Source organism: Rossellomorea aquimaris, assembly GCF_008180865.1.
Taxonomy (GTDB): Bacteria; Bacillota; Bacilli; order Bacillales; family Bacillaceae_B; genus Rossellomorea; species Rossellomorea yichunensis.
Window position 1 is genome coordinate 1,177,386 of record NZ_VTEX01000001.1, and the last position, 24,622, is coordinate 1,202,007.

The following is a 24,622-nucleotide window of genomic DNA, read 5'->3' on the forward strand; positions in this document are numbered from 1 at the left end:
ATTCCCCCTCTCCTCAATTACCTTTTCATTGAAATGATTCTACTCTGTTTGATCCAAATAGCGTTCAATGGCTTTTTTTGTTACCTCATACACACCGCGCCCAATCAACTTCCCTATTGGTGTAATCGGTCCGGCAAACGGTTCCAGCTCTCCTTGTTGACTTGAGGAGATCAGAATACTGTCGGTCGGTGTCCCGGTTGCAAGTTGACCAGTTCTTCTGTCCCTCACATTCATGTCATGTAGGGCCCTCACTTTCGCTTCTGTTGAGGTTACAAGGGCTTCTATATATGCTTCATCTGAAAGATTCCCATTTATGAACACCCATGTATTAATCGTGCCTGGCCTTAAATCAATATCATATTGATAACTTGTCGAGACATCAATCGCATTCCCGACACCGGCTGTCACTACGACGAATACGGAATGCCCCTGAACTTCGAATGATTCGCAAACCATATTATTTAAAGGAAGCGCCGTCATCATGCCTACAGAAAATGAGGGGTCCAGGTCTTTATGAACAAGAAATTCTTTCATGTCCTCTTGATAATCTGAACAGTCATAATCTGCAGGGACCCTACGATTGATAAAGTGCCTGTACCACCCGATTCCTGCACCAATAATTCCTGAGGACATGCATTTTAATGGGTAAGGAGCAGAGAAATGTATGTATTCTTCTCTTACGTTTAGGTAGCTTTCATCTAACACAAAGTTCTCTGTCGCACTCTCCTCAGGAACAATGACCATTTGAGGTTTTGCAACTAAAGGATGAGCTTGTTTCTGAACCTTTGTATGATACACCTCTTCTATATGTTTCTCTTTCAGAACCTCTTCCGGGTGATGGAGAAGTTTGGTTCTTCCATTATCTAAGAGAAGTAAGCGATCACAGTATAAACTTGCTAAGTTTAAGTCATGAAAGATTGCGATTACCGTTAATTTTTCGTGTATTGTTTGATTTTTAATTAAATCCAACAATGACTTCTGATACGAAAGATCGAGATGATTAGTGGGTTCATCAAGCAACAGGACCTGTGGCTCTTGAGCGAGAGCCTGGGCAAGGAATACCCTCTGCCGTTCTCCCCCGGACAACTCATGAAGGAAGCGGTCCTGAAAGGAAGTAATGCCCGTTTGATCCATTACCTTCTCCACGATTTCAGAATCCCGTTCAGTCGTTCCTTTAAAGAAACCTTTTTGGTGAGCATATCTCCCCAGCATAACCGTCTGCCTCACCTCATAGGAAAAGGATTCTGTCGATATCTGAGGAAGTACCGCTACCTGTGTGGCAAGATCCCTTGAAGAGAAATGATGCAGTTTTTTTCCTTTTAACCTTATGCTTCCATCCATTAATGGAAGCAGACCCGTCATGGCTTTTAACAGCGTCGTCTTTCCACTTCCGTTAGGTCCAAGAATCCCAAAGAATTCTCCTTCCTCTATATGAAAATTCATGTCTTCCACGATTATTTTATCGTTATATCCTACTGTAACACCGTCTACATCTATCATGATGAAAGCCCTCTTTTCTTCAGGAGAATATAAGCAAACATCGGGGCACCAATAAGAGCTGTTATCACTCCAATCGGAAGCTCGGTTGGTGCAATGATGGTTCTTGAAATGAGATCAGCCAATACGAGAAAGCCTCCCCCAACAATGATGGACAAAGGAAGTAAGTGTCTATGGTCATGCCCTACGATCCTTCTTAGAAAATGAGGAATTACGAGCCCCACGAATCCAATTGTACCTGAAACGGCGACAGCCGCTCCCGTGAGGATACTTCCAGCAATTAAGATGAGGAGTTTTCTCTTTTGTACGGATATCCCGATATGATGGGCTTGTTCTTCACCAAAGCTCATGCCATTCAGTTCCTTGCCATTGAGAAACAAAACGATCACTCCAATTAAGAAAAAGGGCAATATAATCGTAATGTAATCCCACCCTCTCATGGATACACTTCCAAGAAGCCAACCGATGATCTGTCTTAATTCCTCTCCCGTCAGGGCAATCATTAAGGATATAAGGGAACCTAAAAAAGAGCTGAAAATGATCCCTGTTAATATGATGGTTTCTACCTTCATGGTTCTTTCAACCTTCTGTGCAAACCATAATACGAGGAACACGGTTATAATCGAACAAAGAATACTGAGAAAGGGAAGCGTAAACTTCCCGATGAACGGAATGCTCCAATTAAAGAACAACGTAATAACAGCACCGACCGATGCTCCTGAAGACACACCCAATGTATATGGATCAGCAAGCGGGTTGCGCAATAGTCCTTGAAAGGAAGCTCCTGCAATTGCTAAGGAACTTCCAACCAATAATGCCAATAATACTCTGGGCAATCTTATGGCATACACTATATTTGCAAACATTGGATCAATTTCTTCCGGTAAAGGGTATCCAAACCATTTAGCTCCAACGATGAACAGAATATCCTTTGGCGGGACAGAGACGGTTCCAATCGAAATACCGGCGAGAATTGCGAATAGTAAAAACGTTACAGCCAACCCGTATGTTATCCATATTTTATTCTGCAAATAACTCCGGATAGATTGACTTTGCAATTTCCTCTACTCCTTCAACTAATCTCGGACCAGTACGTGTGACCAGATCTGAATGAACATCATGGACATCTTCATTTTTTACAGCAGTTACATCTTTCCAACCTTCTCGGCCCATCACTTGTTCTTTAGGATTTTCACTATAAAAACCATAGGTTGTAATGATGACGTCAGGATTTGAAGCGATGACCGCTTCTTGATTTACTTGGACCCATCCCTTCTGATCACTCATCACATTTTCGGCATTTACTAGTGAAAGCATTTGATCAATAAAAGTATTTTTTCCTGTCGAATATATGTCAGGGGAAGGTGAAACCTCTACATACACTTTTTTCTTTTCAGATACACCACTGACTTTTTCCTTAATGGATTCAAGATCCGCTTTCATCTCAGAAATGACAGACTCAGCTTCATCTTTCTTGCCTACCAATGTGCCGATGTTTTCCATCGTGGTGTACACTTCCTCAAAGCTATTGGCATCACGTACGATATAGACCTTTACCCCTGCACCTCGAAGCTGTTCTAACCCTTCTTCCGCCGACACAGCAGTGGACTCATGAGCAAGAACCAAATCCGGATTCAGACCGATGATCTTCTCAACGTTAAATTCCATTCCACCTATTTTTTCTTTCTCCGCCGCTTCTTTTGGATAATTATCAAAATCTGAAACACCTACGATTTCCTTATTCAACCCTAACTCGAATAAGATTTCTGTGTTGCTCGGAATCAATGAAACAATATGCTTAGGTTGCTCATCCAGCGTGACTTTATTATTCAAGGCGTCGTTTACTGACAAAGGAAAAGCAGATTGCCCCTGGCTGACTTCCCCGCTATCTTTATTCTTTTCAACATTTTCATTGTCAGTACCGCAAGCTGAAAGGAGTCCTAGAGATACTATTAGAGCAAGAATGATTTTGAATGTGTGTTTCATACGTTTTCCTCCTGTAGATGAACTTATTCCCAGACAAAAAAACATCTCCAGTGGGACTAGAGATGCTGTGTAAGATGCATAAAAGGCTTTAAACCGTTAAACATGCACATTACACCTTTCTATCCGCGTAGATTTGGTGCGAAAGAAATCAGGCAGGTCTCCTGGCTCATGGTCATTGTTTGCTGCACCTTCCCATACCCATTGGTACAGTGGCATTCATACAGCTCACTTCCATTTACAGTGGCGGGACCGCGTTGGAATTACACCAACTTCCCTATTATGAAGCAAAGAAGTATCGTCACTTCCGCTTCACCTGATCTCATGTCGTATGTAATTATTCCGTTCAACAGAATTATACACAAGATTCTATGGTTAGTGAATGAAATTTGATAAACTTTGCTGAAAATAGCAGGAATCTCTCTTTTCGAAACAATCCAGGTGCAAACTTCGAGCTAATAGATTGTCCCCTCCATTATTTCGTGATAAAATCTGTTTCAAGCAATCGCTTTACTGCTTTAGAGGAGCACATATGGTACAGGAGGTTCAGCAATGAAAGAAAAAAGAGAAATCGCTACCTTTGCTGGTGGTTGTTTTTGGTGCATGGTAAAGCCATTTGATGAATTACCGGGAATTATTGATGTCGTATCGGGTTATTCAGGAGGCCACCTTGAAAACCCAACATATCAAGATATAAAAGCAGGAAATAGTGGACATTACGAAGCTGTTCAAATCACATTTAATCCTGATTTATTCCCTTATGAAAGATTATTAGAGCTATACTGGCCTCAGATTGATCCAACGGATGATGGAGGACAATTCCATGACCGCGGCAATCAGTACCGGACAGCTATTTTTTATCATAATGAACACCAAAAACAATTAGCTGAAAACACAAAGAACGAAATAGTAGACAGTGGACGATTCAAGAAGCCTATCGTCACAAACATCCTTCCTGCTTCCACTTTCTATCCGGCAGAAGAATACCATCAAAAATTCTACAAGAAAAATCCAGATGAATATAAACAAGACCGGGCAAAATCAGGTCGCGATGAATTTATAGATAATCATTGGAAGAACTAAATAGTGGGATGAAAAAAACTCCTTTCGCCAAACTAATGGCAGGAAGGAGTTTTTGTATGAAGAAAAATGAGAAAAATACAGAAGACAATGAGCAGGTTATCGGGTTTGAAGGCCCAGGGAAAGTCGTCAATTTCTTTGACCCCTATCCTGATGAAGATGAAAAGAATGTAAATAACTCGGATACAGTAGATAATCATCCTTCAGAAAAACAGTAAGAATATAAAAGGTGAAGATTATATAAATGTAACCTTCACCTTTTCATATTATCCAATGAAACGATTCACTTTCACTTGCTCATTAATGATTAATTCCGCTGTCAATTGTCCTGAAAGTGCAACCATTGGCACACCTCCACCTGGATGGGTGGAACCTCCCACAAAGTACATATTAGAGAGCACTCTGCTCTTATTCGGAATCTTGAAGCCTCCATTAAGCTTTCGGTCTGTGACAGTACCATAGATTGAACCACCATTCGCCCCATAAAGGGTTTGAAGGTCGTTAGGAGTGAAGGTATATTCGTATTCAATATGGTCCCTTAGATTGGATACGCCCATTTTCTCCAGCTTATCCAGCACTTTGAGTCGATAAAATTCTTTGTATTGAGTCCAATCCTCCCCCTCTTTTAATGGTGGTACGTGTGTCAACACAAACAGGTTTTCTTTTCCTTCAGGAGCCTGTGTGGGATCCGACTTCGACGAGATACCAATATAAATCGTCGGATCATCAGCCAGCTGAATCTCATCGAAGATTTGCTTGAATTCTTTTTTAGGGTCCTTACTGAAAAAGAAGTTATGGTGAGCAAGATGATCATATTTACGATCCACCCCGAGGAGCAGAACCAATCCTGAAACCGTAGGGGCATACTTGCTTAGTTCCTCGACTTCCTTAGCAGACTCATGATGATCAGCCAATAGGGATTTGTAGCAAGGGATCGCCTCTAAATTCGATACCACGATGTCCGCCATCAGCTCTTCCCCTATTTTCGTCCGTATTCCTTCAGCACGGCTGCCAGTGGTAAGAATATCCTCAACTTCACAATTTAAGCGAATCTCTACATCGAGTTCCTCCAACACCTTGGCCATTGCCTCTGCAATTTTATACATTCCGCCTTTTACGTAATGGACTCCCAGCCCCAACTGAACATGTGTAAGCTGTGACATGATGGCTGGTGCATGGTAAGGTGACGAACCGACGTACATGATCAGGAAATTAAACAGCTGCTGCAAATGCTTGTCTTTAATGAATTTACGATTTGCAGCATCCATGGATTTCATCGGATCCATTTGCAGTAATTCTTTGACCGGATGCATCGTGCGTAGGTCCTGCAAGCCATTGATGCTCTTTTTATAGAAGCTTTTCATTGTGAGCTCATACATCTTTCCACAGTAGCTTAAATAGTTAAAGAAATTATTCGCATCCTCCGTGGATGTCTTTTTCATTTCTTCTAACATTGTTGGAAGATCCGAAGATACATCCAGGACCTTTCCGTCTTCAAAAAATGTCCTCCAGCCCGGTTCCACTCTGATAATATCCACATAATCATTCAGATCACGGCTTGCATGAGCAAAAACTTTTTCCAGAACCCACGGCATCGTAAGGATCGATGGGCCTGTATCGAAAGAAAAGCCTTTTCCTACTCTTTTGTTTAATTTTCCGCCAAGTCTTTCCCCTTTTTCAACAATGGTCACGTTAAATCCTTCTGATGCAAGACGGATCGCTGTTGACATACCTCCTAATCCGCCACCTACTACTATCACTTTCTTCTTCATCTCATTTCCTCCTTACGAGAAAGATCGTTGTCTACTGAATCGCTTATTCAGCTTTCCATTGTGCCCATTTTGATTGACTTCAAACAAATTTGACATGAATTTACACACACAAAACAACCAATCCATTTAAAAAAAGGTATCACCTTTAACCAAAATGGTTAAAATGTCGATAAAAACCAAAAGATCAGAAGGTGAAAAAATGTATATTTGGTTAGGGTCTATTATTCTTACCGTTTTCCTTTTTACTAGAATCCCTACAGTCAAAAAGTCCATTCATGTAAGGAATAGCTTTCTCGTAAAAAAATGCTCCATCATCATTCCTGCCAGAAATGAAGAACTGACAATTGGAAATCTATTATCGAGTATTCAGAAGCAATTTATTCAGCCGTTTGAAGTGATCGTGGTAAATGATGGATCGAAGGATCGTACGAAGGCGATAGCTGAAGAGTTCGGTGCAACAGTGGTGGATACTCCCCCTCTTCCAAATGGATGGAACGGAAAATCTTGGGCTTGTTGGAATGGTGCGGAAGCATCCAAGGGAGAATTCTTACTGTTTGTGGACTCAGATACATGGTTCGAGCAAGCAGGACTTCTAAGAATTTGCGAGACTTATCAACAACAGCAATGTCAAGGAGTTCTGAGCATTCATCCCTTTCATAAGATGAATAGTGGATATGAGACTTTATCCATGATGTTTCATTTAATCGTATTCGCCTCAACGAGTGTCACTCATCTCCTATCCGGGCTGGTCAGACCTTCGGGTGGGTTTGGTCAGTGCTTCCTGTGTACAAGAGATGTATATCAGCGAATTGGTGGGCACGAAGCAATCAAAGGAGATATGGTGGAGAATTTTGCTTTAAGTCAACGTGCAAAAAAATGTGGAGAATTAGTAGTAGCAGCGAGCGGAAGCAATGCCATATCCATGAGAATGTATGGGAACGGATTGAGTGAGTTATTCTACGGGTGGTCGAAGAGTTTCGCTTCCGGGGCAAAATCGACAAACATCATCCTCTTGGTACTATCTTCTTTGTGGATTACCTCACTCGCTTCTTTTGTCATTCATTCGCCGGTAATGGTATGGACAGATCCATATATTTATATGATTCAATACTTTTCTTTAAGTATTTACTTGTATCTCATTCTTAGCAGGATTGGAAATTTCACCATTATTGAGACGCTTTTATTTCCAGTCCATATTCTATTCTTCGTGATGACATTCTCCCACTCGGTGTTTACAACATTTTTGACGAAAAACACAAAGTGGAAGGATCGATACATTTATTTAGAGAAAGGAAAGGATGAAAAGATGAAATGATCATCCTTGTAAATATTTTTGCTTGGGTAAGTATTCATTTCGTTATTTCCTTTTTGACATCCAGATTGACCAACAAACAACTCCAAAGGTTGTCCCCCCTCTTTCATCCTCTTGAAATGGAAGCTGGGGGTGGAATATTTGAGTTTTTGAAGATTAAAAAATGGAAGGAATATATACCTGATGCAGGGAGATGGTTTCGTGGTGGGGTAAATAAAAATGAAATCGGCCTCACTTCTCATCAGGGTCGGATCACCTTCCTATACGAATTGACTCGTGCCGAATTATCCCACTGGCTGCAAATGATACCGGCACCTTTCTTTTTCATTCTAAATAATGGAGTCGAGTCCTGGATCATGTTCCTATACGGAATTTCATTTAACCTGCCCCTTATTCTCGTGCAGCGCTACAATCGAATGAGGATCGTTAAGATAATTGCTCAATATTCTCCGTCAAAATCTCGCCCATCAAGGAATCTAAGACCACACATCTCTAACCATTTTACAAATAGTGAATAAATTTTTAAAAATTAGACCATTTTAATGATAAGAACCGAGGAAGTCCTCCACTTCAATAGCCATACATCACCCGATTTGCTCGGTTCCCTCTTCTTTTTCTCCCCATGTTCCATATAACCCCTATATGTAGATATTTGTCGAACAATTAAGTCTCTTCTTTTTCCCATCATTATGCTAAACTAATTGCATCAATTATGAGGAGGAAATAACATGCAAAAAACGTTCAAAACACTTTCAACATTTCAAGGAGGAGTGAACGTTTAAGTTCCTTATACATGAAACGACGCTCCTTCTTCCGGGACAATAGTACATTATTAGGAAGTAGGAGACATATATGGACAAACGAACCATTGCATCCCATAATATCCGGGTGCTATTTTGGATTTCTTTTTTTGGTACGATCAGTTTTCTTCAACCAGTCTTGACTTTATTCTATTTTGAAAGAGGATTAACTTCTTCTCAAATTTTGATTCTACTCATGTTTTGGAGTGGAGCTGTACTAATTGGAGAAGTTCCAACCGGAATGTTTGCTGACCGGTTTGGGGCAAAATATTCATTCTTGTGTGGTTCTGTGCTTAAAATCATTAGTATTGTGCTCCTTTTATTTGCCTACGATCCTTGGATGTTTTTCTTATACAGCTTTATAAATGGGTTTAGCGTGACTTTTTTTTCGGGGGCTGATGAGGCACTAATTTATGACTCGCTCAAAGAATCCAATGAAGAAAATCGCATGGATCATGCAATGGGCAAAATTCAATCTGCTACATTTGTCAGTATGCTGATTGCGGTAATATTCGGCTCTTATTTAGCTGAAGATTTAGCTGACAGCCAATTCAATCTACTTATTATCTTAGGATTGGCATTCCATTTAATAGAGGTATTCTTCGTCCTCAAAATTAAGCAGCCCTCTATGGACTCCTTCAAAAGAGAGAATCCTTTTTCTCAAATTAAAAGTGGTCTGCACGTGATTCGTCAAGCACCAGAGCTTTTGCTGATGTTTCTAAACGTAACGTTGGTCTTCATTCCTGCAGGAGCTGTTTATCAATACTTCGATCAGCCCTTGATGAAGGAGGCAGGATTGCCTGTTTATTTAATTGGCGTTTTTTATGCCATTTCGGCAGTCATGGGTTATTTTGCTTCTAATTCCATTGGGTGGATGACTGCAAAGGTTTCGAGGGTGAAGCTTATGAGTGTCTCTGGTTTGTTAGCCGTAATAGGCTTACTGTTATCCGCTTTATTTGGTTCATCATTATGGATTGTTCTGGGATCTTTTTTCGTTTTAAGACTAGTTCGAGCAATCCGTTACCCGATATACGCTCAATTAAGCAATGATCTGATTCCATCCGGGATCAGGGCGACAACAATTTCCTTGCTTTCCATTGTAGATTCCGTCCTGGACCTTGTCGTGTTCGGAGTGTTATCTACAATTGCAGTAACAGGATATTCAACTGTATTGATCGGATGTGCATTCATCGCATTGCTAGGCACGATCCTGCCTATTAAATCCGTAAGTATGCAGAAAGCCCAGCAAAATGTGAAACAAATAGAATCATAATACAAAAGAGTGCTGACAGTTATGGTCAGCACTCTTTTATATATGTTCAAGAAAACCAGGAAGGACTACACCCTCTGGGCGAGCCTCCCGTTATTGCTTTTACTTTTTTAAATAAGTCCAGCCTTCTTCTTGATAAACCCGGTCTTCCTTCATGAGTTTTCCTAGGGCTCGTTTGAAGGATGCCTTGCTCATATTAAAGCGATCTTTGATGTCATCCGGCTGGCTCTTATCCCAAAAAGGAATAGCTCCATTCCTTTCTGCAAGATACTCCAGAATGACCTCAGCATCATCAAGCATTTTGTCCTGCTTTAACGGTAAGAAAGATACATTTAAGTTCCCGTCATCCTTAACGTCGATGACTCTCCCTTCAACCAGCTCTCCCAGTCTTGGTTCCGCTTTTCGTTCATTCTCATGAACGAAGCATCGATATCCTTGTTCGGATAAGAAAAAGGTTCCGACTCTAAGCAGTCGATACACACGTCCTTGCACTTTTGCGTTCATCATTTCTGTAGATGCTCTTCTAGACACCTGCTCAATGATATTTTCAGTCGCTAATCGTCCGTATAAGCGGTCCTGCTTATCACGATTCAGTGTTAAAAACAACTGATCACCCGGGTTTGGCCAAAGTTCCAGGAATTTAGGAAGATCATCTGCCGAGACTAAAATATCCTTAGGAAGGCCAATGTTAACGAAAACACCTAAATCCTCCCTTTTATCCACTACCTCAGCCCATCCGTAAGCACCGACTTGTACTTTAGGGATACGCATTGTCGCTGTAAGGCGAACATCCTTATCATGATAAAGAAATACCTTCACAGTATCTCCTTCTTGAATTTCTTCTGTTATTTCAGAATGATGCAATAGCACACGATCTATTTCATTCGTTAGAAAGAAACCATAAGGTACTTCATGATCAACGAATAAATCCACTACCGTACCTGGTTTTAAAGAAGACATTATTCTAGTTCCTCCTATTTCAATTACTTATTAACTTAAGTTCTCTCTACTCAAGTTTTGTATTCACTAAATATAGCTTTTTTCAGTGATTATGTATAGTACATGAGGCGATTTTAATAATAAACCATCAATTTAGAAAATAATGAATTCACGAACATTTAGTTGTTCCATTGACCTGATGAAAGTCACTTGATATGATGCTTCTAATTCAATTATAACAAATTCTCATACACCTTGTATAAGTTCAAGAATAAGGCTTGAACGTTTCTACCAGCTACCTTAAATGGCTTGTCTACAAGATAAAATAACACGATTATTTTTATCCTGTGGATATGACTCTGGTTAACTTTTGACCGGAGTCTTTTTATTTTCTACTTGGAGGGTTATTTATGAAAACATTCTTTCAATTTGCTGAAAGAGGAACAAGTTATAGAAAAGAAACGTTAGCAGGTATAACGACCTTCCTTTCAATGGCCTATATTCTTGTCGTCAATCCAATCATCCTCAGTCAGGCGGGAATGGATAAAGGCGCATTATTTACAGCTACTGCCCTGTCGGCGATTGTAGGGTCCCTATTAATTGGGGTACTTGCAAACTTTCCAATAGGTATTGCACCCAGCATGGGACTTAACTCTTTCTTTACCTTTTCTGTATGTATCGGAATGGGCGTTCCATGGGAAATTGCACTGACCGGAGTATTTGTGGCAGGCATAATCTTTATGATCTTAAGTGTCATGAAAATTCGCGAGAAAATCATCAATGTCATTCCACAGGATTTAAAATATGCGATTGCAGGTGGAATCGGATTCTTCGTAGCCTTTATAGGATTTAAAAATGCAGGACTTGTAGTTGCCAATCCAGAAACCTTTGTCTCGATCGGAAATCTTTCTTCTTCTAATACACTTCTTGCAGTCTTCGGATTCGTTATTACATTGATGATGTTAGTTAAAGGCATTCGTGGAGGAATATTTTACGGAATGGTCGCAACCACTGTCCTCGGTATGATTACAGGGAAGATCGAGGTTCCTCACTCCATTATTGGTAAGGTCCCTAGCTTAGATCCTACATTTGGAGTTGTTTTTACTCATTTAGGTGACATTTTCACCCTTGAAATTATGGCGGTGATCTTCACATTCCTATTTGTAGCATTCTTTGACACTGCAGGGGCATTGATTGCTGTTGCCAGTCAAGCGGGGATAATGAAAGATAATAAGATTCTGAATGCAGGTAGAGCTCTTTTAGCTGATTCCGCTTCAGGAGTGGCAGGAGCGATCTTCGGGACTTCAACAACAGCCTCCTTTGTAGAATCCTCTGCAGGAGTAGCCGTTGGAGGCAGAACGGGATTCACTTCAATAGTAATTGCTTTTTGTTTCTCCATCGCTCTCTTCTTTTCTCCAATATTATCTGTTATTACTCCTGAGGTAACTGCACCTGCATTGATAATTGTCGGTGCTCTAATGGCTACCGAAGTAAGGCATATTAACTGGAGTCGCTTGGAAATCGTTATTCCTACATTTATTACGATTATTATGATGCCCTTAACCTTCAGTGTTGCAACCGGGATTGCCTTAGGGTTTGTCCTTTATCCATTAGCGATGATCTCGTTAAAAAAATGGAAAGACGTTCATCCAATCATGTACATCCTTTGTGCATTATTCATAATTTACTTTGCTTTTTCTTAAGACGAAGAGAGTGATTGCTTGATTTAATCAACTCTGCAATCACTCTCTCTTTTATGCTATGGATGTTTATGAAAACTTCTCACTGCTTCATCGGTAGGAAGAAGGAACGTCATCATCCCTAGTAGTGGAAGGAAGCTGCAAAGGATCATGACGAAACGAATGGTGAATAGATCTGCGAGTCCCCCGAAGATGACTGCACCTACAGCTCCCATTCCAAAGGCAAGTCCAACGGTCAGTCCTGATACCATTCCAATTTTGTGTGGCAAAAGCTCTTGTGCATACACGACGATTACACTAAAGCTTGAAGACAAAATAAACCCGATGCAAAAGATAAATGGGTAGACAATACTTAAAGATAAGTAGGGTAAAGCAAGGGTTAACGGGGCAGCACCTAACATTGAAAAGAAAATGATATTCCTTTTTCCAAAACGGTCTGAAAGCGGCCCTCCCAAGAATGTTCCCAGCACTCCCGCAAACATAAATACAAAAATGTATGCTTGCGCTTCTTTAATTGAAAGACCGTAGTCTTCAATCAAATAAAACTGGTAGTAATTGGATAACCCAGCTCCATACCACGAACGGGCAAACACTAAAAACACTACTAATACCATTGCCCATTTAATTCTTCTATGAATCGGGTTTTTCTTCACGTTTGTCTTGTTATGTCGGTTCATCTTTTCATTAGAACGTAATTGTTCAGAGTACCAATTGGATACATGAAATAAAACAATGACCCCTAAGATTGCTACAATGGAAAACCACAAAGCCCCTTTTTGGCCAAATGGAACAAATATAAATGCCGTAATCAATGGGGCAAGTGACTGCCCGGTATTCCCACCTACCTGGTAAATCGATTGAGCCAGGCCTCTGCGGTTTCCAGCTGCCATATATGCCACCCTTGAACCTTCTGGATGAAAGATGGCGGAGCCGAAGCCGATGAATAACACCGACAAAATGATCCATAAAAAATGGCCGGATAATGCAAATCCCACCAAACCAATTAAGCTTGATAGCATTCCTAAAGGAAGTAAATAAGGTTTCGAACGTATATCCGCATAATAACCGAATACTGGCTGCAACAATGAAGAGGTCATATTGAGGGCAAATGCGATCCAGCCGATTTGGGTATAACTCAGCTGCAAGGATTTCTCAATGATTGGAAACATGGCCGGAACAACTGCCTGTAACGTATCATTTATAAAATGACCAGAGCTAATGGCTAATAGAATACCGTAAATAGTAGGATTTTGCAGGGGTTTCACAGCTGTTTGAGCCAAAAATGTCACTCCTCCCTTTTATTTCGTTACTCTAAATAGTATACTGAATTCCCTGTCCATTTCCTACAGGCAAATAAAAAAAGCCGAAGCAATGTTCGACTTTTCATTATTAGGATTACCCTCTGTTCGGAAAAATGCGTTTCAGCATATCTGCCATTTCTTCTCCCAGACCCTCAATCGGTTTTCCGTTCTCTGCTTTGTTTGCATAATCTCTCATACGATCAGTGAAGTCAGGATTAGTTGAAATATAAACGTTATCTATATTTCCGTTCTGACTTTTCACTTGATCCGAGATCTTTTTCTCCAAGTCCTTCGAAACTTTCCCATTCATTTTATCTTCAAGTACCGCCGCTACATACGCGTTTTGATCTGTGGTCAAAACATAAGCGCTCTTCACTTCATTAAGACTGGCCACTTTATTTGCCTCTTTTTCCGCCAGTGAATAATTTTCTCTCATTGTCCCGTCATTGACATACTCACGATTATTAACATAATCACGATTTGCCTGATCGTTTTTGTAGTTCACCTTTTCCAAATTCCGGTTATTCATTTCTTGTCCTTCTTCATTCATGTCATTCCCCATACCGCAACCTGTTGCAATGCCCATGAACAATAACCCTAAAAGGGATATCAATAGATATTTTTTCAATTTGACTACCTCCTAAATATTATTCATCTTTACTATCCCCACAGCACTTTAAAACTATTCAAGGACTGATTTAGCGTTTAATCCAACTCATATTTAGGGAAAACTCATTATGTACAATGTTATGGAGGTGAAGAAATGGGCCAGGCTGCTTTATGGGGAGGAATTGCCAGTTTATCCCTACTAATCGGTGCTGTTATGGGAATTTATTTGCCCATATCAAAACGAATTGTCGCTTATATCATGGCATTGGGAACGGGTTTGATCATTGGTTCTGCCACCTTTGATTTACTAAGTGAGGCAGAAGGGAAAGCGAACCTGCTCCATCTCACATCTATGTTCTTACTAGGGGCGCTCATATTCACTCTTTTCGAAATCTTCATTTCAAAGAAAGGTGGAAGTGAAAGAAAGAGGTCAAAGAAGAATCCCCATGGTCACTCAGGATTAGCAATTTATGTAGGAACCATAATGGATGCAATACCAGAATCCATCATTATTGGAGTCAGCTTTATAGGAGACCAATCCATACAATGGGTGTTCATCATCGCCATTTTCATCAGTAACTTACCTGAATCGTTATCAAGCAGTATCGGTTTCAAGCTTGACCAATATAGTACAGGTAAAATTCTAACCCTGTGGGGAAGCGTAGTCGTTCTCTCATCCCTCAGCTCATTGCTCGGGTATACACTTTTACAGGATGCATCGGAAAGCATATCTTACATAATCGGAGCGTTCGGGGCAGGCGGATTAATAGCCATGGTATCCTCTACGATGATGCCAGAGGCGTTTGAAGAAGGTGGGCCCATTGTCGGATTTCTGTCTTCATTGGGAATCATACTTTCTTATATACTGACAAACTTGTCTTAACCCATTTCCTTTTAATTGCTTTGGTATAGCAAAAACGTCCTTAAGCAAATGCTAAAGGACGTTTTTTACGTTTATTCTTCATGATCTATAGTTAAACCCTCAACAAACCGTTTTCCCATCAGCTTATCTTTTTTCCGATTTTCTTTACTGTTAAAGATAATATCAAAATCATAATCATCGGGGTATAGCTCTTTCGCCGAAACATAAAGATCCAGACGTTTATGATTAATTATTCTTTTCTCACCCTTAATTTGCACCGTGTAATCCCCTCTATCATCTGGTCCTTCATATACAATCCCGAATTCTCCACTCGCTGAAATTTTAACATTATCACCTTTACTAAATAATTTACCTCCACTCTCCCCCTTTGATGAAGATTTACTATGGTTCCTTTTTTTATATTTGTTTACGATAACCTGCTTTTCCATTTCCTTCTTCGCATGATAATCGATTTCTCCCAGGTCATAGTATTTCTTTTCTCTATACGTTATTTCATGGGCCTTTTCAATGATCTCAGGGTGCATCCCCAGCTTTAATGCAATGGCAAATGCTTGACTCTCGCCTCCCTTACCCACTACGAGCTTATAAGTAGGTTGTAATGTATCAATATTAAATTCCATACTTCCGTTCACGAAGCCTTCATGCTCTTCTGCAAAATGCTTTATTTCACTGTAATGGGTAGTTGCGAGTATCGTGGCTCCCTTTTCATATAATTGATCCAGGATGGCTGTGGCCAGCCCCATTCCTTCAAGGGGATCTGTACCGGAACCTAGTTCATCTAACAGAACCAGGGTTTGATCATTTGTATCCTTTAATATATCGATAATATTTTTTATATGGGAGCTGAAAGTGCTTAAATTTTGCTGAAGACTTTGACCATCCCCAATATCTAAAAGAATATCTTGATAAATACTGATTTCACTACCCTTTTCTGCGGGGATATGAAGGCCGCATTGGGTCATGAGAGTGAGAAGGCCCACCGTTTTAATAGCGACTGTCTTACCTCCAGTATTAGGTCCGGTTATCACTAATGCATGAAAATCCTCACCCATCTGAATGGATAGCGGTACTGCCTTTTTTCCAAGCAGGGGATGAACCGCATTTAATAAATGTATTTGATGATTTTCATTTACTATGGCGCTTACTCCATCAATGGAACGGCTATACTTCGCATTTGCAAATAGGACATCGTAATGTACCATCGTCTCAATCGCCAGCTTCAATTGTGGTTCATACGATTGAACCAGCCCTGTTAGCGCCCATAGGATGTTCTCAACTTCACGGTCTTCCTCAAGTTTATAATATAAAAGCTGATCTTGCTGAATGCTTAATTCATCAGGCTCAATATAGAGAGTCGATCCTGAAGCAGATGAATCCAATACCGCTCCTTTCATTTTTCCTTTATATTCTTTCTTGATGGGGAGAACATACCTTCCATTTCTCTGGCTAACAATCGATTCTTGTAGATAGGATTTATATTTGGCTGACTTTACAATCGCTTGAATTTTATCCTTTAACCGATCCTCTTGAATCCCCATTTGTTTTCTAATCCTTAACAACTCTTTACTGGCATGGTCATCTATTCTTCCATTACGGATGCATCGATTGATTTCTTCCCCGATCTCAGGGATCTCTTCAATTGAATAAACATATGAAGATACCCGTGGAGCCACCCATTTTTTATCCTCCATGAATTTTTTGATTTTTTTACACGCATCCAGAAAATAATAGAGGCTTGTAAATTGATCTGGTTTCAAAGGCACCCCTTTATTCAGGTTTGCTACAATGTTTTCAACTCCATCCAAAGCATGAATCGGTATACTCGCACTTTTTTCCAGGATACTTACAGCTTCCGTTACTTCACCTAAACGCATTTCAATTTGGCGTTTGTTGATGGATGGCATTATGTTCCTTAATTCCTTTTTCCCCTTTTCTGTAAGGGCATACCGTGTCAACTCTTCCTTCACTTTGTTAAATTCTAATGTTTGAAAAGTCTTTTCGTTCAATGTTTTTCTCCTCCATATAAAAAAATAGACCACAATGAACAATGTCCATTGTGGTCTTACTCACTCGTATACTGACTTACCAATAATAATCGCATGTGTCTACGTAAAACGTGAATCGTTCATAACTGAAGGTTAGAAACGACTGCACAGATTCCCGATCCATGTACACAAAAAGAGCTGTGCACAAAGACACAGCTCTCCTATTACAGGGTTGAGTATGCTATGACCATTGTTCTTAACTACACTTTGAAGGCAAAGCTAAATAAGCTTATTCAATAACCTGTTTTTAAGGCTATTGCCTGCAAAATGTCCGTATTCATTTCACGGTTAGTTAAGAACGACACCTAACATAGAACATACTCCCTTTGTATACAGTAATTTAACTCATGTATAGTTTACGATGTATGGGATTCATTGTCAATAGGCTACTGTACAGACCTTTTATATTGAAACCTTTTCCATTGAAAACGGATAAAGCAACCGACACAGAATCCCCCAAGCGCGACGGACGCTGAAAGAAATACCATTCCAGAAAAAAGGTAGAATCCTGTGCTCCAGCCAGCCAGAGCACTCATGATTGCTCCTCCCAAGCAAATCACGGCAATCATGTTGTTAAACCGCTGCTGGTCAGCGTCTTCAGGTGGATACGATGAATACTCTTTCTTTAAGAATATCCTCCCTGCCCTTATGACGGGATTGAACTTAAATATCATAGCTGATAACCCCACCATAAATGGAAGCAATAAGAAGAATTCTATTTGAAGCATCCATGAAATGGCTATAGTAGAAACGATGAACCATTGATTTAATTGTACTAAAGGTTTCGGTATTGAATTGAGTAAAGGTGATCCCACTTTAATTCCCACCTTTCTGATTGGTATTTAAGTAATTAAAGTGTAGCGGATTCATCAGAAAAAATCAAAAGAAAAAACCGAAAGCAGCCGCCCATTTTTTGGCTGATTCCGGTTCTCATCATTTACAGGTTCCTGAGTATTTCTGCATGACGCTGTTCATCATAAGCAGCCCTCAAAAACCTTCGCTTGGCTCTAGGTTCTGTAAGCTTGTTAGATATGGATAAATAAAAGGATACCGTTTCACTTTCATCTTTAATGCTTTCTCTTATCCCTTGCCGGTAATTTGAAGGCAGGTCTCTTGGATTGATTAAATTAATGGTTGGGTATCGACCTGTCAGTTGCAAGTACGATTGTGTAAACCCATTAAAGTGACGGATCTCATCCTGCCTTATTCCCAAGATTGCAAGCTTGGCTGTATCATTAGGGGCAAGCTCTGCCAGTTGTGTATAGTAAGATATAGCTAGAAATTCGTCATTAATGGCTTTTTGTATATCTCTTCTCAGTTGTCGATCGATTTGACGGTCATCCTGATTTTCAAAATAATATGGATATTGATCGTACATCAAACATCTCCTCCTAAAGCATAGCCTTTTACAGACTATGATAGAAGCCCATCCATAGTGATGATCTGCATCATTTCTTTAACTCGTATCGATGCTGTAACTCTTCAGGTGCCATCTTCACTATAAGCTGAAGAACAAACGCAAACACTGCCAAATCATCAACAATTCCAAACAAAATAAAAACATCGGGAATCAAATCAAACGGCAGCCAGAAATACCCTCCCACCAACGCAACTGACAATCCCTTCTTAAATAGCGAAACCTCTTTAGACCGAAAAAAATCAACCAGAAACGGAACCGACCTGCGAACATTAAAAAGAAATCTCACCCGCTTCATAAACCTCATCATTCGTCCCTCATCACCAATCTTTTTTTTCTTACGTTAGCATAGCAAACTAAATTAGGGAAGAATTTAACGTATCTATATAACATCTTCAAGATTTTCAGCTCATTTCCTTAAAAGTGGTAGCGAACCCCGCATCCCCACCATTTCATTCAAAATCCTTTATCCGCTTATGTAAATAGCCGGTAAATTTCTCACTGTTCCCGCTAACACTCTATCTTTTTAGCATACTCGCGTGTTATAATCTTTTAGATTGAGTATTAGGAGGTATATCACACATGATTCAAGTATCAGATGTAAGCTTACGTTTTGGTGATAGAAAGCTATTCGAAGACGTGAATATAAAGTTTAATCCAGGGAATTGCTACGGACTTATCGGAGCAAACGGTGCTGGTAAATCAACATTTTTAAAGATTCTTTCAGGAGAAATCGAAGCGCAGACCGGCCATGTATCGATGGGTTCAGGTGAGCGACTTGCTGTATTAAAGCAGGATCACTTCGAATATGAAGAATATGAAGTGCTGAAAGTTGTCATTATGGGGCATACCCGTTTATATGAAGTCATGCAGGAAAAAGATGCCATCTACATGAAAGAAGATTTCTCTGATGAAGACGGCATGAAAGCTGCGGAATTAGAAGGTGAATTCGCAGAGCTTAACGGTTGGGAAGCTGAATCAGAAGCTGCGATCCTACTAAAAGGCTTAGGAATCAATGAAGAGCTTCACACGAAACAAATGTCCGAACTAACGGGTGGAGAAAAAGTAAAGGTATTATTAGCACAAGCTCTATTCGGCAAGCCGGATGTTCTTTTACTGGATGAGCCTACCAACCACTTGGACATACAAGCGATTCAGTGGTTAGAAGACTTTTTAATTAACTTTGAGAACACAGTCATCGTTGTATCACATGACCGTCATTTCCTAAACAAAGTTTGTACTCATATTGCTGACCTTGACTTTGGAAAGATCCAAGTTTATGTCGGGAACTATGATTTCTGGTATGAGTCCAGTCAATTAGCACTTAAAATGGCTCAGGATCAGAATAAGAAGAAGGAAGAAAAAATCAAAGAGCTTCAGGCATTCGTTGCCAGATTCAGTGCGAATGCATCTAAATCAAAACAAGCCACTTCACGGAAAAAATCGTTAGAGAAAATTTCATTGGATGACATCAAGCCAAGCTCACGTCGTTATCCATATGTACAATTCAAGCCGGAGCGTGAAATCGGAAACGATGTTCTGCGTGTTGAAGGTCTTACAAAAACGGTTGACGGAGTAAAGGTCTTAAACAATGTTTCCTTTATCCTGAATAAAGAAGACAAAATTGCACTTGTAGGAGCAAACGAAATCGCCAAAACGACTCTATTCAAAATCCTTGCAGGTGAAATGGAACCGGATAGCGGCACATTCAAGTGGGGAGTTACGACATCTCAAGCTTACTTCCCGAATGAAAACTCCAAGTACTTTGAAGGAAATGAACCATCCCTTGTGGACTGGTTACGTCAATACTCACCGGAAGATGAGAGTGAAACATTCCTTCGCGGATTCTTGGGCCGCATGCTTTTCTCAGGGGAAGAAGTATTGAAAAAGCCAAGTGTCCTTTCAGGGGGAGAAAAAGTTCGCTGTATGTTATCCAAAATGATGTTAAGTGGTTCAAATGTTCTGTTATTAGATGAACCAACAAACCATTTAGATTTGGAATCTATTACTGCATTGAATAATGGATTGATAAACTTTAAAGGTGCGATGATTTTCGCTTCCCATGACCATCAGTTTATTCAAACCATCGCAAATCGCATTATTGAAATCACCGAAGATGGTGTCATTGATAAAGAAACGACTTATGATGAATTTCTTGAGATGAAAGCTTCTATGAAAGCTTAATGTGAACCAGAAAAAGCAGGCAGCCAAAAGGCACCTGCTTTTTTTCATTCCCTCGCTACAAGGTCATTCATATTGACCGTGTTTAACCAAGTAGCCTTTAATCTGAAAATAGCCTATTTTTTTCGGTAATTCTTCTTTAATCGGCTTTAAGAGGTCCGTCCCTACTTTCTCGACTGCTTCTTCGATAAGTGTTTCTTCTTCTTCTGTAAAGAGGATGGTCCAGTCATTCGTGATGCCTTCCTGATAGGCACGGATAATGTGATTTTCAATCGTTGCTGTACTCATACCCCGTTCTTTCGCAATTTTTCTTATATCCATGCTCTCTGTGAACAACTCATAGCTGATTAAATGGGACGCTGTGTCAGAATGACTTGTCTTCCGTGATCGCGAAGGCTTGACGACCTCAACTTGATGTTCGGGATTCTCAGATAAAAAAACAGAAATTTCGTTTATGAAAATTTCTCCATACCGATTCAGCTTGTTTTCACCGACTCCACTAACCTGCAGGAATTCCTCTGATGTTTTCGGCATCTTCACACACATGTCCTGAAGCGACTTATCGGAGAAAATAACGAAAGGTGGTACTCCTTCAGAATCTGCAATCGATTTACGGAGTGTTCGCAAGGTCTGGAACAAGCCATCTTCTTTAGGGATGATGGCCGAAACAGTAGGCTGGACCTTTCTCGTTACGCTTCTTTCCCCCATTAACACCTCTTTGCCTTTTGGTGATACTTTCAGGATAGGAAAGCTCCCCCCCTCGACTTGTATGACACCCTCTGAAATCAAATAATCGATAAACAGGCCGACATCCTTCTGAGATTGCTCCTTTATTAATCCATATGTGGAAAGCCGATCGAACCCCCATTCCAGGATCTTTTTGTTCTTTGACCCTGTCAGTACACCGCTGATGAGTGAGGTTCCAAATCTTTCATTCATTCGCATCATACAGGATAATACCATTTGTGCCTCTCTCGTTACATCCTCGGATTCCCTATCATCCAAACAATTGCTGCAATGACCGCAAGCTTCCTCTACATGTTCACCAAAATACGCTAAAATGTAGTTCTGCAGACATGCTTCTGTATGGACAAAGTCAACCATTTCGCGTAATTTCTGCATCTCATTATCATGTAATTCCTGATTTACGATATTCTGGTCAATGATATACCGCTGCGTCTGGATATCTTGAGGTGAAAATAATAAGACACATTCGCTGTCCACTCCATCACGACCTGCCCTGCCAGCCTCTTGATAGTACCCCTCCATATTCTTCGGAATTTGGTAATGAATCACAAAGCGTACATTTGATTTATTTATCCCCATCCCAAATGCATTGGTCGCAATCATGATGGTAATGGAATCATTCAGGAAAGCTTCCTGCTGTTCCTGCCTTACTGTATCAGACAGCCCGCCATGATATTTCCCAACGGAAAATCCCTTTTTATCAAGATAAATATAAAGGTTTTCAACTTCCTTCCGTGTAGCACAGTAAATGATGCCGGAATCCTGATGATTCTTTTGTACATACCTTTCTACCCAACGCTTACGATCTTCACCTTTTACAACCTGGAAGAACAAATTCGTCCGTTGAAAACCAGTTAATACTTTATATTGATCTGGAATGTGTAAATGATGAAGGATATCAGCTTGTACCTGTGGAGTTGCAGTTGCAGTCAATGCAAGAATGGTGGGATTTGATTGAAGTTGATTAACAGCGTTATAAATCCCTAAATAGCTTGGTCTGAAATCATGACCCCATTGGGATAAACAATGAGCTTCGTCAACAGCTACAAGGGGGATGGGTAAAGAATTGAGGAATCGAATAAACCCAAACGATTCCAATCTCTCAGGAGCAATATAAACGAGTTTGTATTCACCTAAAGAAATCTCTTCCATCCTGGCCTCTACTTCACTATTCGATAACGTACTATTAATGTAGGTTGCTGGAATCCCTTGACGAAGTAACGAATCCACCTGGTCTTTCATTAAAGAAATGAGTGGAGAGATAACAAGTGTAACTCCATCAAGCATTAGAGCAGGAATTTGATAACAGAGCGATTTCCCTCCTCCTGTCGGCATGATCCCTACTGTGTTTTTTCCATCAAGTATGTATTCAATAATATTCGCTTGTCCATCCCTGAATTCGTCGTATCCAAAGTACTGCTTTAATACTTGTTTTGTTTCTACAATCACATTTTCCCCTCCCAATAAATCTAACTATTCCTTTATTGTATTCCAGAACGGGGAACGTGCCAATAGGGTTTCCCATTTTTCAAACATAAGGCTGTACATTCGTATTCATACACGTAATGTACAGCCTTATCATTACATTAAAACCACTTGACTGTTTTTTCTTCTTTATTTACTTCAACAGGTTTCGACAGTTTCCAAAAACTATCCCATACAGTATCTTTACTCTCAGTTGATGATGAACCTTTAACTTCTTTCTCTTTCTTGTTAGACATGGTGCTACCTCCTTTAATACATAAATACATTACATCCTATTCAAATGTAAAAAAAGAGTTTAATAATTTTTCAAAAAACACCTAAGAGTATGAGGCTCATTTTGCCTCGACAAGAAAAAAGAACCAATCAGAATAGATTGGTTCTCTACGATCCATTAGGATGATTTCATTGTAGGATGTGGATTGTCTACAACTTGTAATACCTTTGTAGATGTCACCATATCTTCTTTACAAAGCGGACACTTAGGAGTATCTTCACTTTTGAAGTTATCTCTCATCCAGCCTTTGCAATCTTCAGCGGAACAAGCCCAAATCTTTGTTTCCTCAGTTTTAATTTCTTCCTCAACTTGATTTCTACGACCAAAAGCCATTGAACGTCCTCCTTTAAGGTAAGTAGGATTTCCTTGCTATGCTTTCTAACAGGAAAATAATGATTGTGGTAATTTATGCTGCAGATAGTATGTGGTCAGTTATGTGTAGCTAGTGTAATCGAACAATTTCTGCGATTGTTTCCATTATACCATACTTGACACCAATTTAATATATGAACTCCTCAGTAAAGGTAACAAACGCACCATATGTAATGAAGGAAGAAAAAAAGATCCTTCATTATTTTTTCTTTTTGTTTCTGGAAGAAGGTGCCTCTACCCCACCTGATAATTCCTGGTTGGTCGTACCTTGTCCTTCCACTTGAGAAGAACCCAGCACCGCTTTTGACGGATCTTTTTTCTTCTTGCTCATCTGCTTCACCTCCACTCCTACCTTGCCCAAAACCTCTACAGTATATGTATATTTTAACCACCTTCCTCTTTGATAGGGCACTTTTCGCAATGGTTATCGTTTATTAACATAAGATCTGCTTGGGCTCTGTCAATTGGTGTGTGCTGGATGGTGAGGGGAACTGCTTCGCTTTCCGCGGACGTTCGGCCGAGCCTCCTCAGCTTCGCTTCCGGGGTCTCGGCACGTCCGTATTTCCGCAGGAGTCTACGCAGTTCCCCTCACCATCTATAAGAAAATTTCGTGACAGAGCTTAATAATGACAAAAACAATTATCTAAATGAAACAGCCTTTCAAAAGATCTTTTTACGGCTTGGTGCTTCTTACATTAAACAAAAAGAAGGAATTTTTGATCCAGGAAAATAATTCAATGATCCACCAATATATATGTCTACGATTTCTATAGGGGAATACCCCATCTTGTAGTGTTTTTGTACTCCTTTGTAGATAGTATGTTTTTGGGAACAAACTATCTAAATAGGAGCTTTTTTTGTTGTTTGTCTATCTATACCTATAGCCAGTAATAATGTAATATCACAGAGTGGATTGGAGCGGAAGGCACTTGACTCCTGCGGGTAATAGAGGAAA

Annotated in this window: 23 protein-coding genes and 2 riboswitches; of the genes, 8 read left to right on the forward strand and 15 right to left on the reverse strand. The window is 40.1% G+C overall.

Going from position 1 to position 24,622, the window contains the following annotated elements:
* Positions 1 to 39: 39 nt before the first annotated feature.
* From FZC88_RS05890 to FZC88_RS05900, 3 genes are read right to left on the reverse strand one after another with little or no spacing between them, the layout of a single operon-like run.
* Positions 40 to 1,500: an adenosylcobinamide amidohydrolase gene (locus FZC88_RS05890; protein WP_148994009.1), complete on the reverse strand. Its 1,461-nt coding sequence runs from the start codon at positions 1,498 to 1,500 to the stop codon at positions 40 to 42.
* On the reverse strand, positions 1,497 to 2,555 hold the full coding sequence (locus tag FZC88_RS05895) for a FecCD family ABC transporter permease (protein WP_148994010.1): 1,059 nt from the start codon (positions 2,553 to 2,555) through the stop codon (positions 1,497 to 1,499). Before FZC88_RS05895 ends, FZC88_RS05890 begins: the two co-directional genes overlap by 4 nt.
* Positions 2,518 to 3,483 (reverse strand): ABC transporter substrate-binding protein, encoded by a 966-nt coding sequence (locus FZC88_RS05900; RefSeq protein WP_148994011.1) that lies wholly within the window; start codon positions 3,481 to 3,483, stop codon positions 2,518 to 2,520. Before FZC88_RS05900 ends, FZC88_RS05895 begins: the two co-directional genes overlap by 38 nt.
* Positions 3,484 to 3,617: 134 nt before the next feature.
* A riboswitch (cobalamin riboswitch) is annotated at positions 3,618 to 3,815 on the reverse strand.
* Between the two features lie 217 nt (positions 3,816 to 4,032).
* Between FZC88_RS05900 and msrA the strand changes: the two genes are divergently transcribed.
* Together msrA and FZC88_RS23860 are read left to right on the forward strand one after the other, a co-directional pair.
* Positions 4,033 to 4,563 carry a peptide-methionine (S)-S-oxide reductase MsrA gene (msrA, locus tag FZC88_RS05905; RefSeq protein WP_148994012.1) on the forward strand — a complete coding sequence of 177 codons (531 nt, stop codon included), beginning with the start codon at positions 4,033 to 4,035 and terminating at the stop codon, positions 4,561 to 4,563.
* 56 nt (positions 4,564 to 4,619) lie between these two features.
* A complete protein-coding gene (locus FZC88_RS23860; protein WP_187443511.1) occupies positions 4,620 to 4,778 on the forward strand; it encodes a hypothetical protein in 159 nt (52 codons plus the stop codon).
* Positions 4,779 to 4,826: 48 nt separating this feature from the next.
* On the opposite strand, the gene FZC88_RS05910 is transcribed toward FZC88_RS23860, so the two are convergent.
* Entirely contained in the window at positions 4,827 to 6,332 is a 1,506-nt protein-coding gene (locus FZC88_RS05910; RefSeq protein ID WP_148994013.1) for a phytoene desaturase family protein, read from the reverse strand.
* 199 nt (positions 6,333 to 6,531) lie between these two features.
* Between FZC88_RS05910 and FZC88_RS05915 the strand changes: the two genes are divergently transcribed.
* The 3 genes from FZC88_RS05915 (at position 6,532) to FZC88_RS05925 (ending at position 9,717) form a co-directional block, all read left to right on the forward strand.
* Positions 6,532 to 7,647 carry a glycosyltransferase family 2 protein gene (locus FZC88_RS05915; RefSeq protein WP_187443512.1) on the forward strand — a complete coding sequence of 372 codons (1,116 nt, stop codon included), beginning with the start codon at positions 6,532 to 6,534 and terminating at the stop codon, positions 7,645 to 7,647.
* The gene (locus FZC88_RS05920; protein WP_222928931.1) at positions 7,644 to 8,162 is read left to right on the forward strand and encodes a glycosyl-4,4'-diaponeurosporenoate acyltransferase CrtO family protein; all 519 of its coding nucleotides are present in this window, start codon (positions 7,644 to 7,646) and stop codon (positions 8,160 to 8,162) included. Before FZC88_RS05915 ends, FZC88_RS05920 begins: the two co-directional genes overlap by 4 nt.
* A gap of 334 nt (positions 8,163 to 8,496) precedes the next feature.
* Positions 8,497 to 9,717: an MFS transporter gene (locus tag FZC88_RS05925; protein WP_148994016.1), complete on the forward strand. Its 1,221-nt coding sequence runs from the start codon at positions 8,497 to 8,499 to the stop codon at positions 9,715 to 9,717.
* 99 nt (positions 9,718 to 9,816) lie between these two features.
* On the opposite strand, the gene FZC88_RS05930 is transcribed toward FZC88_RS05925, so the two are convergent.
* Complete coding sequence (locus FZC88_RS05930; RefSeq protein WP_148994017.1) at positions 9,817 to 10,674, reverse strand: CvfB family protein; 858 nt, start codon at positions 10,672 to 10,674, stop codon at positions 9,817 to 9,819.
* 214 nt (positions 10,675 to 10,888) lie between these two features.
* Positions 10,889 to 10,989, forward strand: a riboswitch (purine riboswitch).
* Between the two features lie 74 nt (positions 10,990 to 11,063).
* On the opposite strand from FZC88_RS05930, the gene FZC88_RS05935 reads away from it, so the two are divergent.
* Complete coding sequence (locus FZC88_RS05935) at positions 11,064 to 12,356, forward strand: NCS2 family permease (RefSeq protein WP_148994018.1); 1,293 nt, start codon at positions 11,064 to 11,066, stop codon at positions 12,354 to 12,356.
* A 56-nt stretch (positions 12,357 to 12,412) separates the two neighbouring features.
* Here the strand turns inward: FZC88_RS05935 and FZC88_RS05940 are convergent, their stop codons facing one another.
* Together FZC88_RS05940 and FZC88_RS05945 are read right to left on the reverse strand one after the other, a co-directional pair.
* Positions 12,413 to 13,633 carry an MFS transporter gene (locus tag FZC88_RS05940; RefSeq protein ID WP_148994019.1) on the reverse strand — a complete coding sequence of 407 codons (1,221 nt, stop codon included), beginning with the start codon at positions 13,631 to 13,633 and terminating at the stop codon, positions 12,413 to 12,415.
* 115 nt (positions 13,634 to 13,748) lie between these two features.
* Positions 13,749 to 14,282 (reverse strand): YhcN/YlaJ family sporulation lipoprotein, encoded by a 534-nt coding sequence (locus FZC88_RS05945; RefSeq protein WP_262371731.1) that lies wholly within the window; start codon positions 14,280 to 14,282, stop codon positions 13,749 to 13,751.
* Positions 14,283 to 14,417: 135 nt separating this feature from the next.
* Here FZC88_RS05945 and FZC88_RS05950 point away from each other — a divergent pair, with 135 nt between their 5' ends.
* Positions 14,418 to 15,146 (forward strand): ZIP family metal transporter, encoded by a 729-nt coding sequence (locus tag FZC88_RS05950; RefSeq protein ID WP_148994020.1) that lies wholly within the window; start codon positions 14,418 to 14,420, stop codon positions 15,144 to 15,146.
* Positions 15,147 to 15,217: 71 nt separating this feature from the next.
* On the opposite strand, the gene FZC88_RS05955 is transcribed toward FZC88_RS05950, so the two are convergent.
* The 4 genes from FZC88_RS05955 to FZC88_RS05970 form a co-directional block, all read right to left on the reverse strand.
* On the reverse strand, positions 15,218 to 17,152 hold the full coding sequence (locus FZC88_RS05955) for an endonuclease MutS2 (RefSeq protein ID WP_148994021.1): 1,935 nt from the start codon (positions 17,150 to 17,152) through the stop codon (positions 15,218 to 15,220).
* Between the two features lie 425 nt (positions 17,153 to 17,577).
* Positions 17,578 to 18,006 (reverse strand): DUF4395 domain-containing protein, encoded by a 429-nt coding sequence (locus tag FZC88_RS05960; protein ID WP_148968838.1) that lies wholly within the window; start codon positions 18,004 to 18,006, stop codon positions 17,578 to 17,580.
* A gap of 122 nt (positions 18,007 to 18,128) precedes the next feature.
* A complete protein-coding gene (locus tag FZC88_RS05965) occupies positions 18,129 to 18,569 on the reverse strand; it encodes a ferritin-like domain-containing protein (RefSeq protein WP_148968837.1) in 441 nt (146 codons plus the stop codon).
* Positions 18,570 to 18,639: 70 nt separating this feature from the next.
* Positions 18,640 to 18,918 carry a YkvA family protein gene (locus tag FZC88_RS05970; RefSeq protein WP_148994022.1) on the reverse strand — a complete coding sequence of 93 codons (279 nt, stop codon included), beginning with the start codon at positions 18,916 to 18,918 and terminating at the stop codon, positions 18,640 to 18,642.
* Positions 18,919 to 19,190: 272 nt separating this feature from the next.
* On the opposite strand from FZC88_RS05970, the gene FZC88_RS05975 reads away from it, so the two are divergent.
* Positions 19,191 to 20,792 (forward strand): ABC-F family ATP-binding cassette domain-containing protein, encoded by a 1,602-nt coding sequence (locus FZC88_RS05975; RefSeq protein WP_148994023.1) that lies wholly within the window; start codon positions 19,191 to 19,193, stop codon positions 20,790 to 20,792.
* A gap of 63 nt (positions 20,793 to 20,855) precedes the next feature.
* Here the strand turns inward: FZC88_RS05975 and recQ are convergent, their stop codons facing one another.
* The 4 genes from recQ to FZC88_RS05990 all read right to left on the reverse strand — a co-directional run bounded on the left by recQ (position 20,856) and on the right by FZC88_RS05990 (position 23,998).
* Positions 20,856 to 22,985, reverse strand: coding sequence for a DNA helicase RecQ (recQ, locus tag FZC88_RS05980; RefSeq protein ID WP_148994024.1), 2,130 nt, complete (start codon positions 22,983 to 22,985; stop codon positions 20,856 to 20,858).
* Positions 22,986 to 23,122: 137 nt separating this feature from the next.
* On the reverse strand, positions 23,123 to 23,257 hold the full coding sequence (locus FZC88_RS24385) for a hypothetical protein (protein WP_262371735.1): 135 nt from the start codon (positions 23,255 to 23,257) through the stop codon (positions 23,123 to 23,125).
* A 155-nt stretch (positions 23,258 to 23,412) separates the two neighbouring features.
* Positions 23,413 to 23,628 carry a cold-inducible protein YdjO-related protein gene (locus FZC88_RS05985; protein ID WP_034758928.1) on the reverse strand — a complete coding sequence of 72 codons (216 nt, stop codon included), beginning with the start codon at positions 23,626 to 23,628 and terminating at the stop codon, positions 23,413 to 23,415.
* Positions 23,629 to 23,866: 238 nt separating this feature from the next.
* Positions 23,867 to 23,998, reverse strand: coding sequence for a YuzL family protein (locus FZC88_RS05990; protein ID WP_148968833.1), 132 nt, complete (start codon positions 23,996 to 23,998; stop codon positions 23,867 to 23,869).
* Positions 23,999 to 24,622: the final 624 nt, after the last annotated feature.

Coding starts and splice junctions, on each gene's coding strand:
- FZC88_RS05990 (WP_148968833.1), bottom strand. CDS start 23,998: ATGAGCAAGAAGAAAAAAGATCCGTCAAAAGCGGTGCTGGGTTCTTCT.
- FZC88_RS05930 (WP_148994017.1), bottom strand. CDS start 10,674: ATGTCTTCTTTAAAACCAGGTACGGTAGTGGATTTATTCGTTGATCAT.
- FZC88_RS24385 (WP_262371735.1), bottom strand. CDS start 23,257: ATGTCTAACAAGAAAGAGAAAGAAGTTAAAGGTTCATCATCAACTGAG.
- FZC88_RS05950 (WP_148994020.1), top strand. CDS start 14,418: ATGGGCCAGGCTGCTTTATGGGGAGGAATTGCCAGTTTATCCCTACTA.
- FZC88_RS05985 (WP_034758928.1), bottom strand. CDS start 23,628: ATGGCTTTTGGTCGTAGAAATCAAGTTGAGGAAGAAATTAAAACTGAG.
- FZC88_RS23860 (WP_187443511.1), top strand. CDS start 4,620: ATGAAGAAAAATGAGAAAAATACAGAAGACAATGAGCAGGTTATCGGG.
- msrA (WP_148994012.1), top strand. CDS start 4,033: ATGAAAGAAAAAAGAGAAATCGCTACCTTTGCTGGTGGTTGTTTTTGG.
- FZC88_RS05890 (WP_148994009.1), bottom strand. CDS start 1,500: ATGATAGATGTAGACGGTGTTACAGTAGGATATAACGATAAAATAATC.
- FZC88_RS05920 (WP_222928931.1), top strand. CDS start 7,644: ATGATCATCCTTGTAAATATTTTTGCTTGGGTAAGTATTCATTTCGTT.
- FZC88_RS05910 (WP_148994013.1), bottom strand. CDS start 6,332: ATGAAGAAGAAAGTGATAGTAGTAGGTGGCGGATTAGGAGGTATGTCA.
- FZC88_RS05925 (WP_148994016.1), top strand. CDS start 8,497: ATGGACAAACGAACCATTGCATCCCATAATATCCGGGTGCTATTTTGG.
- FZC88_RS05975 (WP_148994023.1), top strand. CDS start 19,191: ATGATTCAAGTATCAGATGTAAGCTTACGTTTTGGTGATAGAAAGCTA.
- FZC88_RS05965 (WP_148968837.1), bottom strand. CDS start 18,569: ATGTACGATCAATATCCATATTATTTTGAAAATCAGGATGACCGTCAA.
- FZC88_RS05935 (WP_148994018.1), top strand. CDS start 11,064: ATGAAAACATTCTTTCAATTTGCTGAAAGAGGAACAAGTTATAGAAAA.
- FZC88_RS05900 (WP_148994011.1), bottom strand. CDS start 3,483: ATGAAACACACATTCAAAATCATTCTTGCTCTAATAGTATCTCTAGGA.
- FZC88_RS05915 (WP_187443512.1), top strand. CDS start 6,532: ATGTATATTTGGTTAGGGTCTATTATTCTTACCGTTTTCCTTTTTACT.
- FZC88_RS05970 (WP_148994022.1), bottom strand. CDS start 18,918: ATGATGAGGTTTATGAAGCGGGTGAGATTTCTTTTTAATGTTCGCAGG.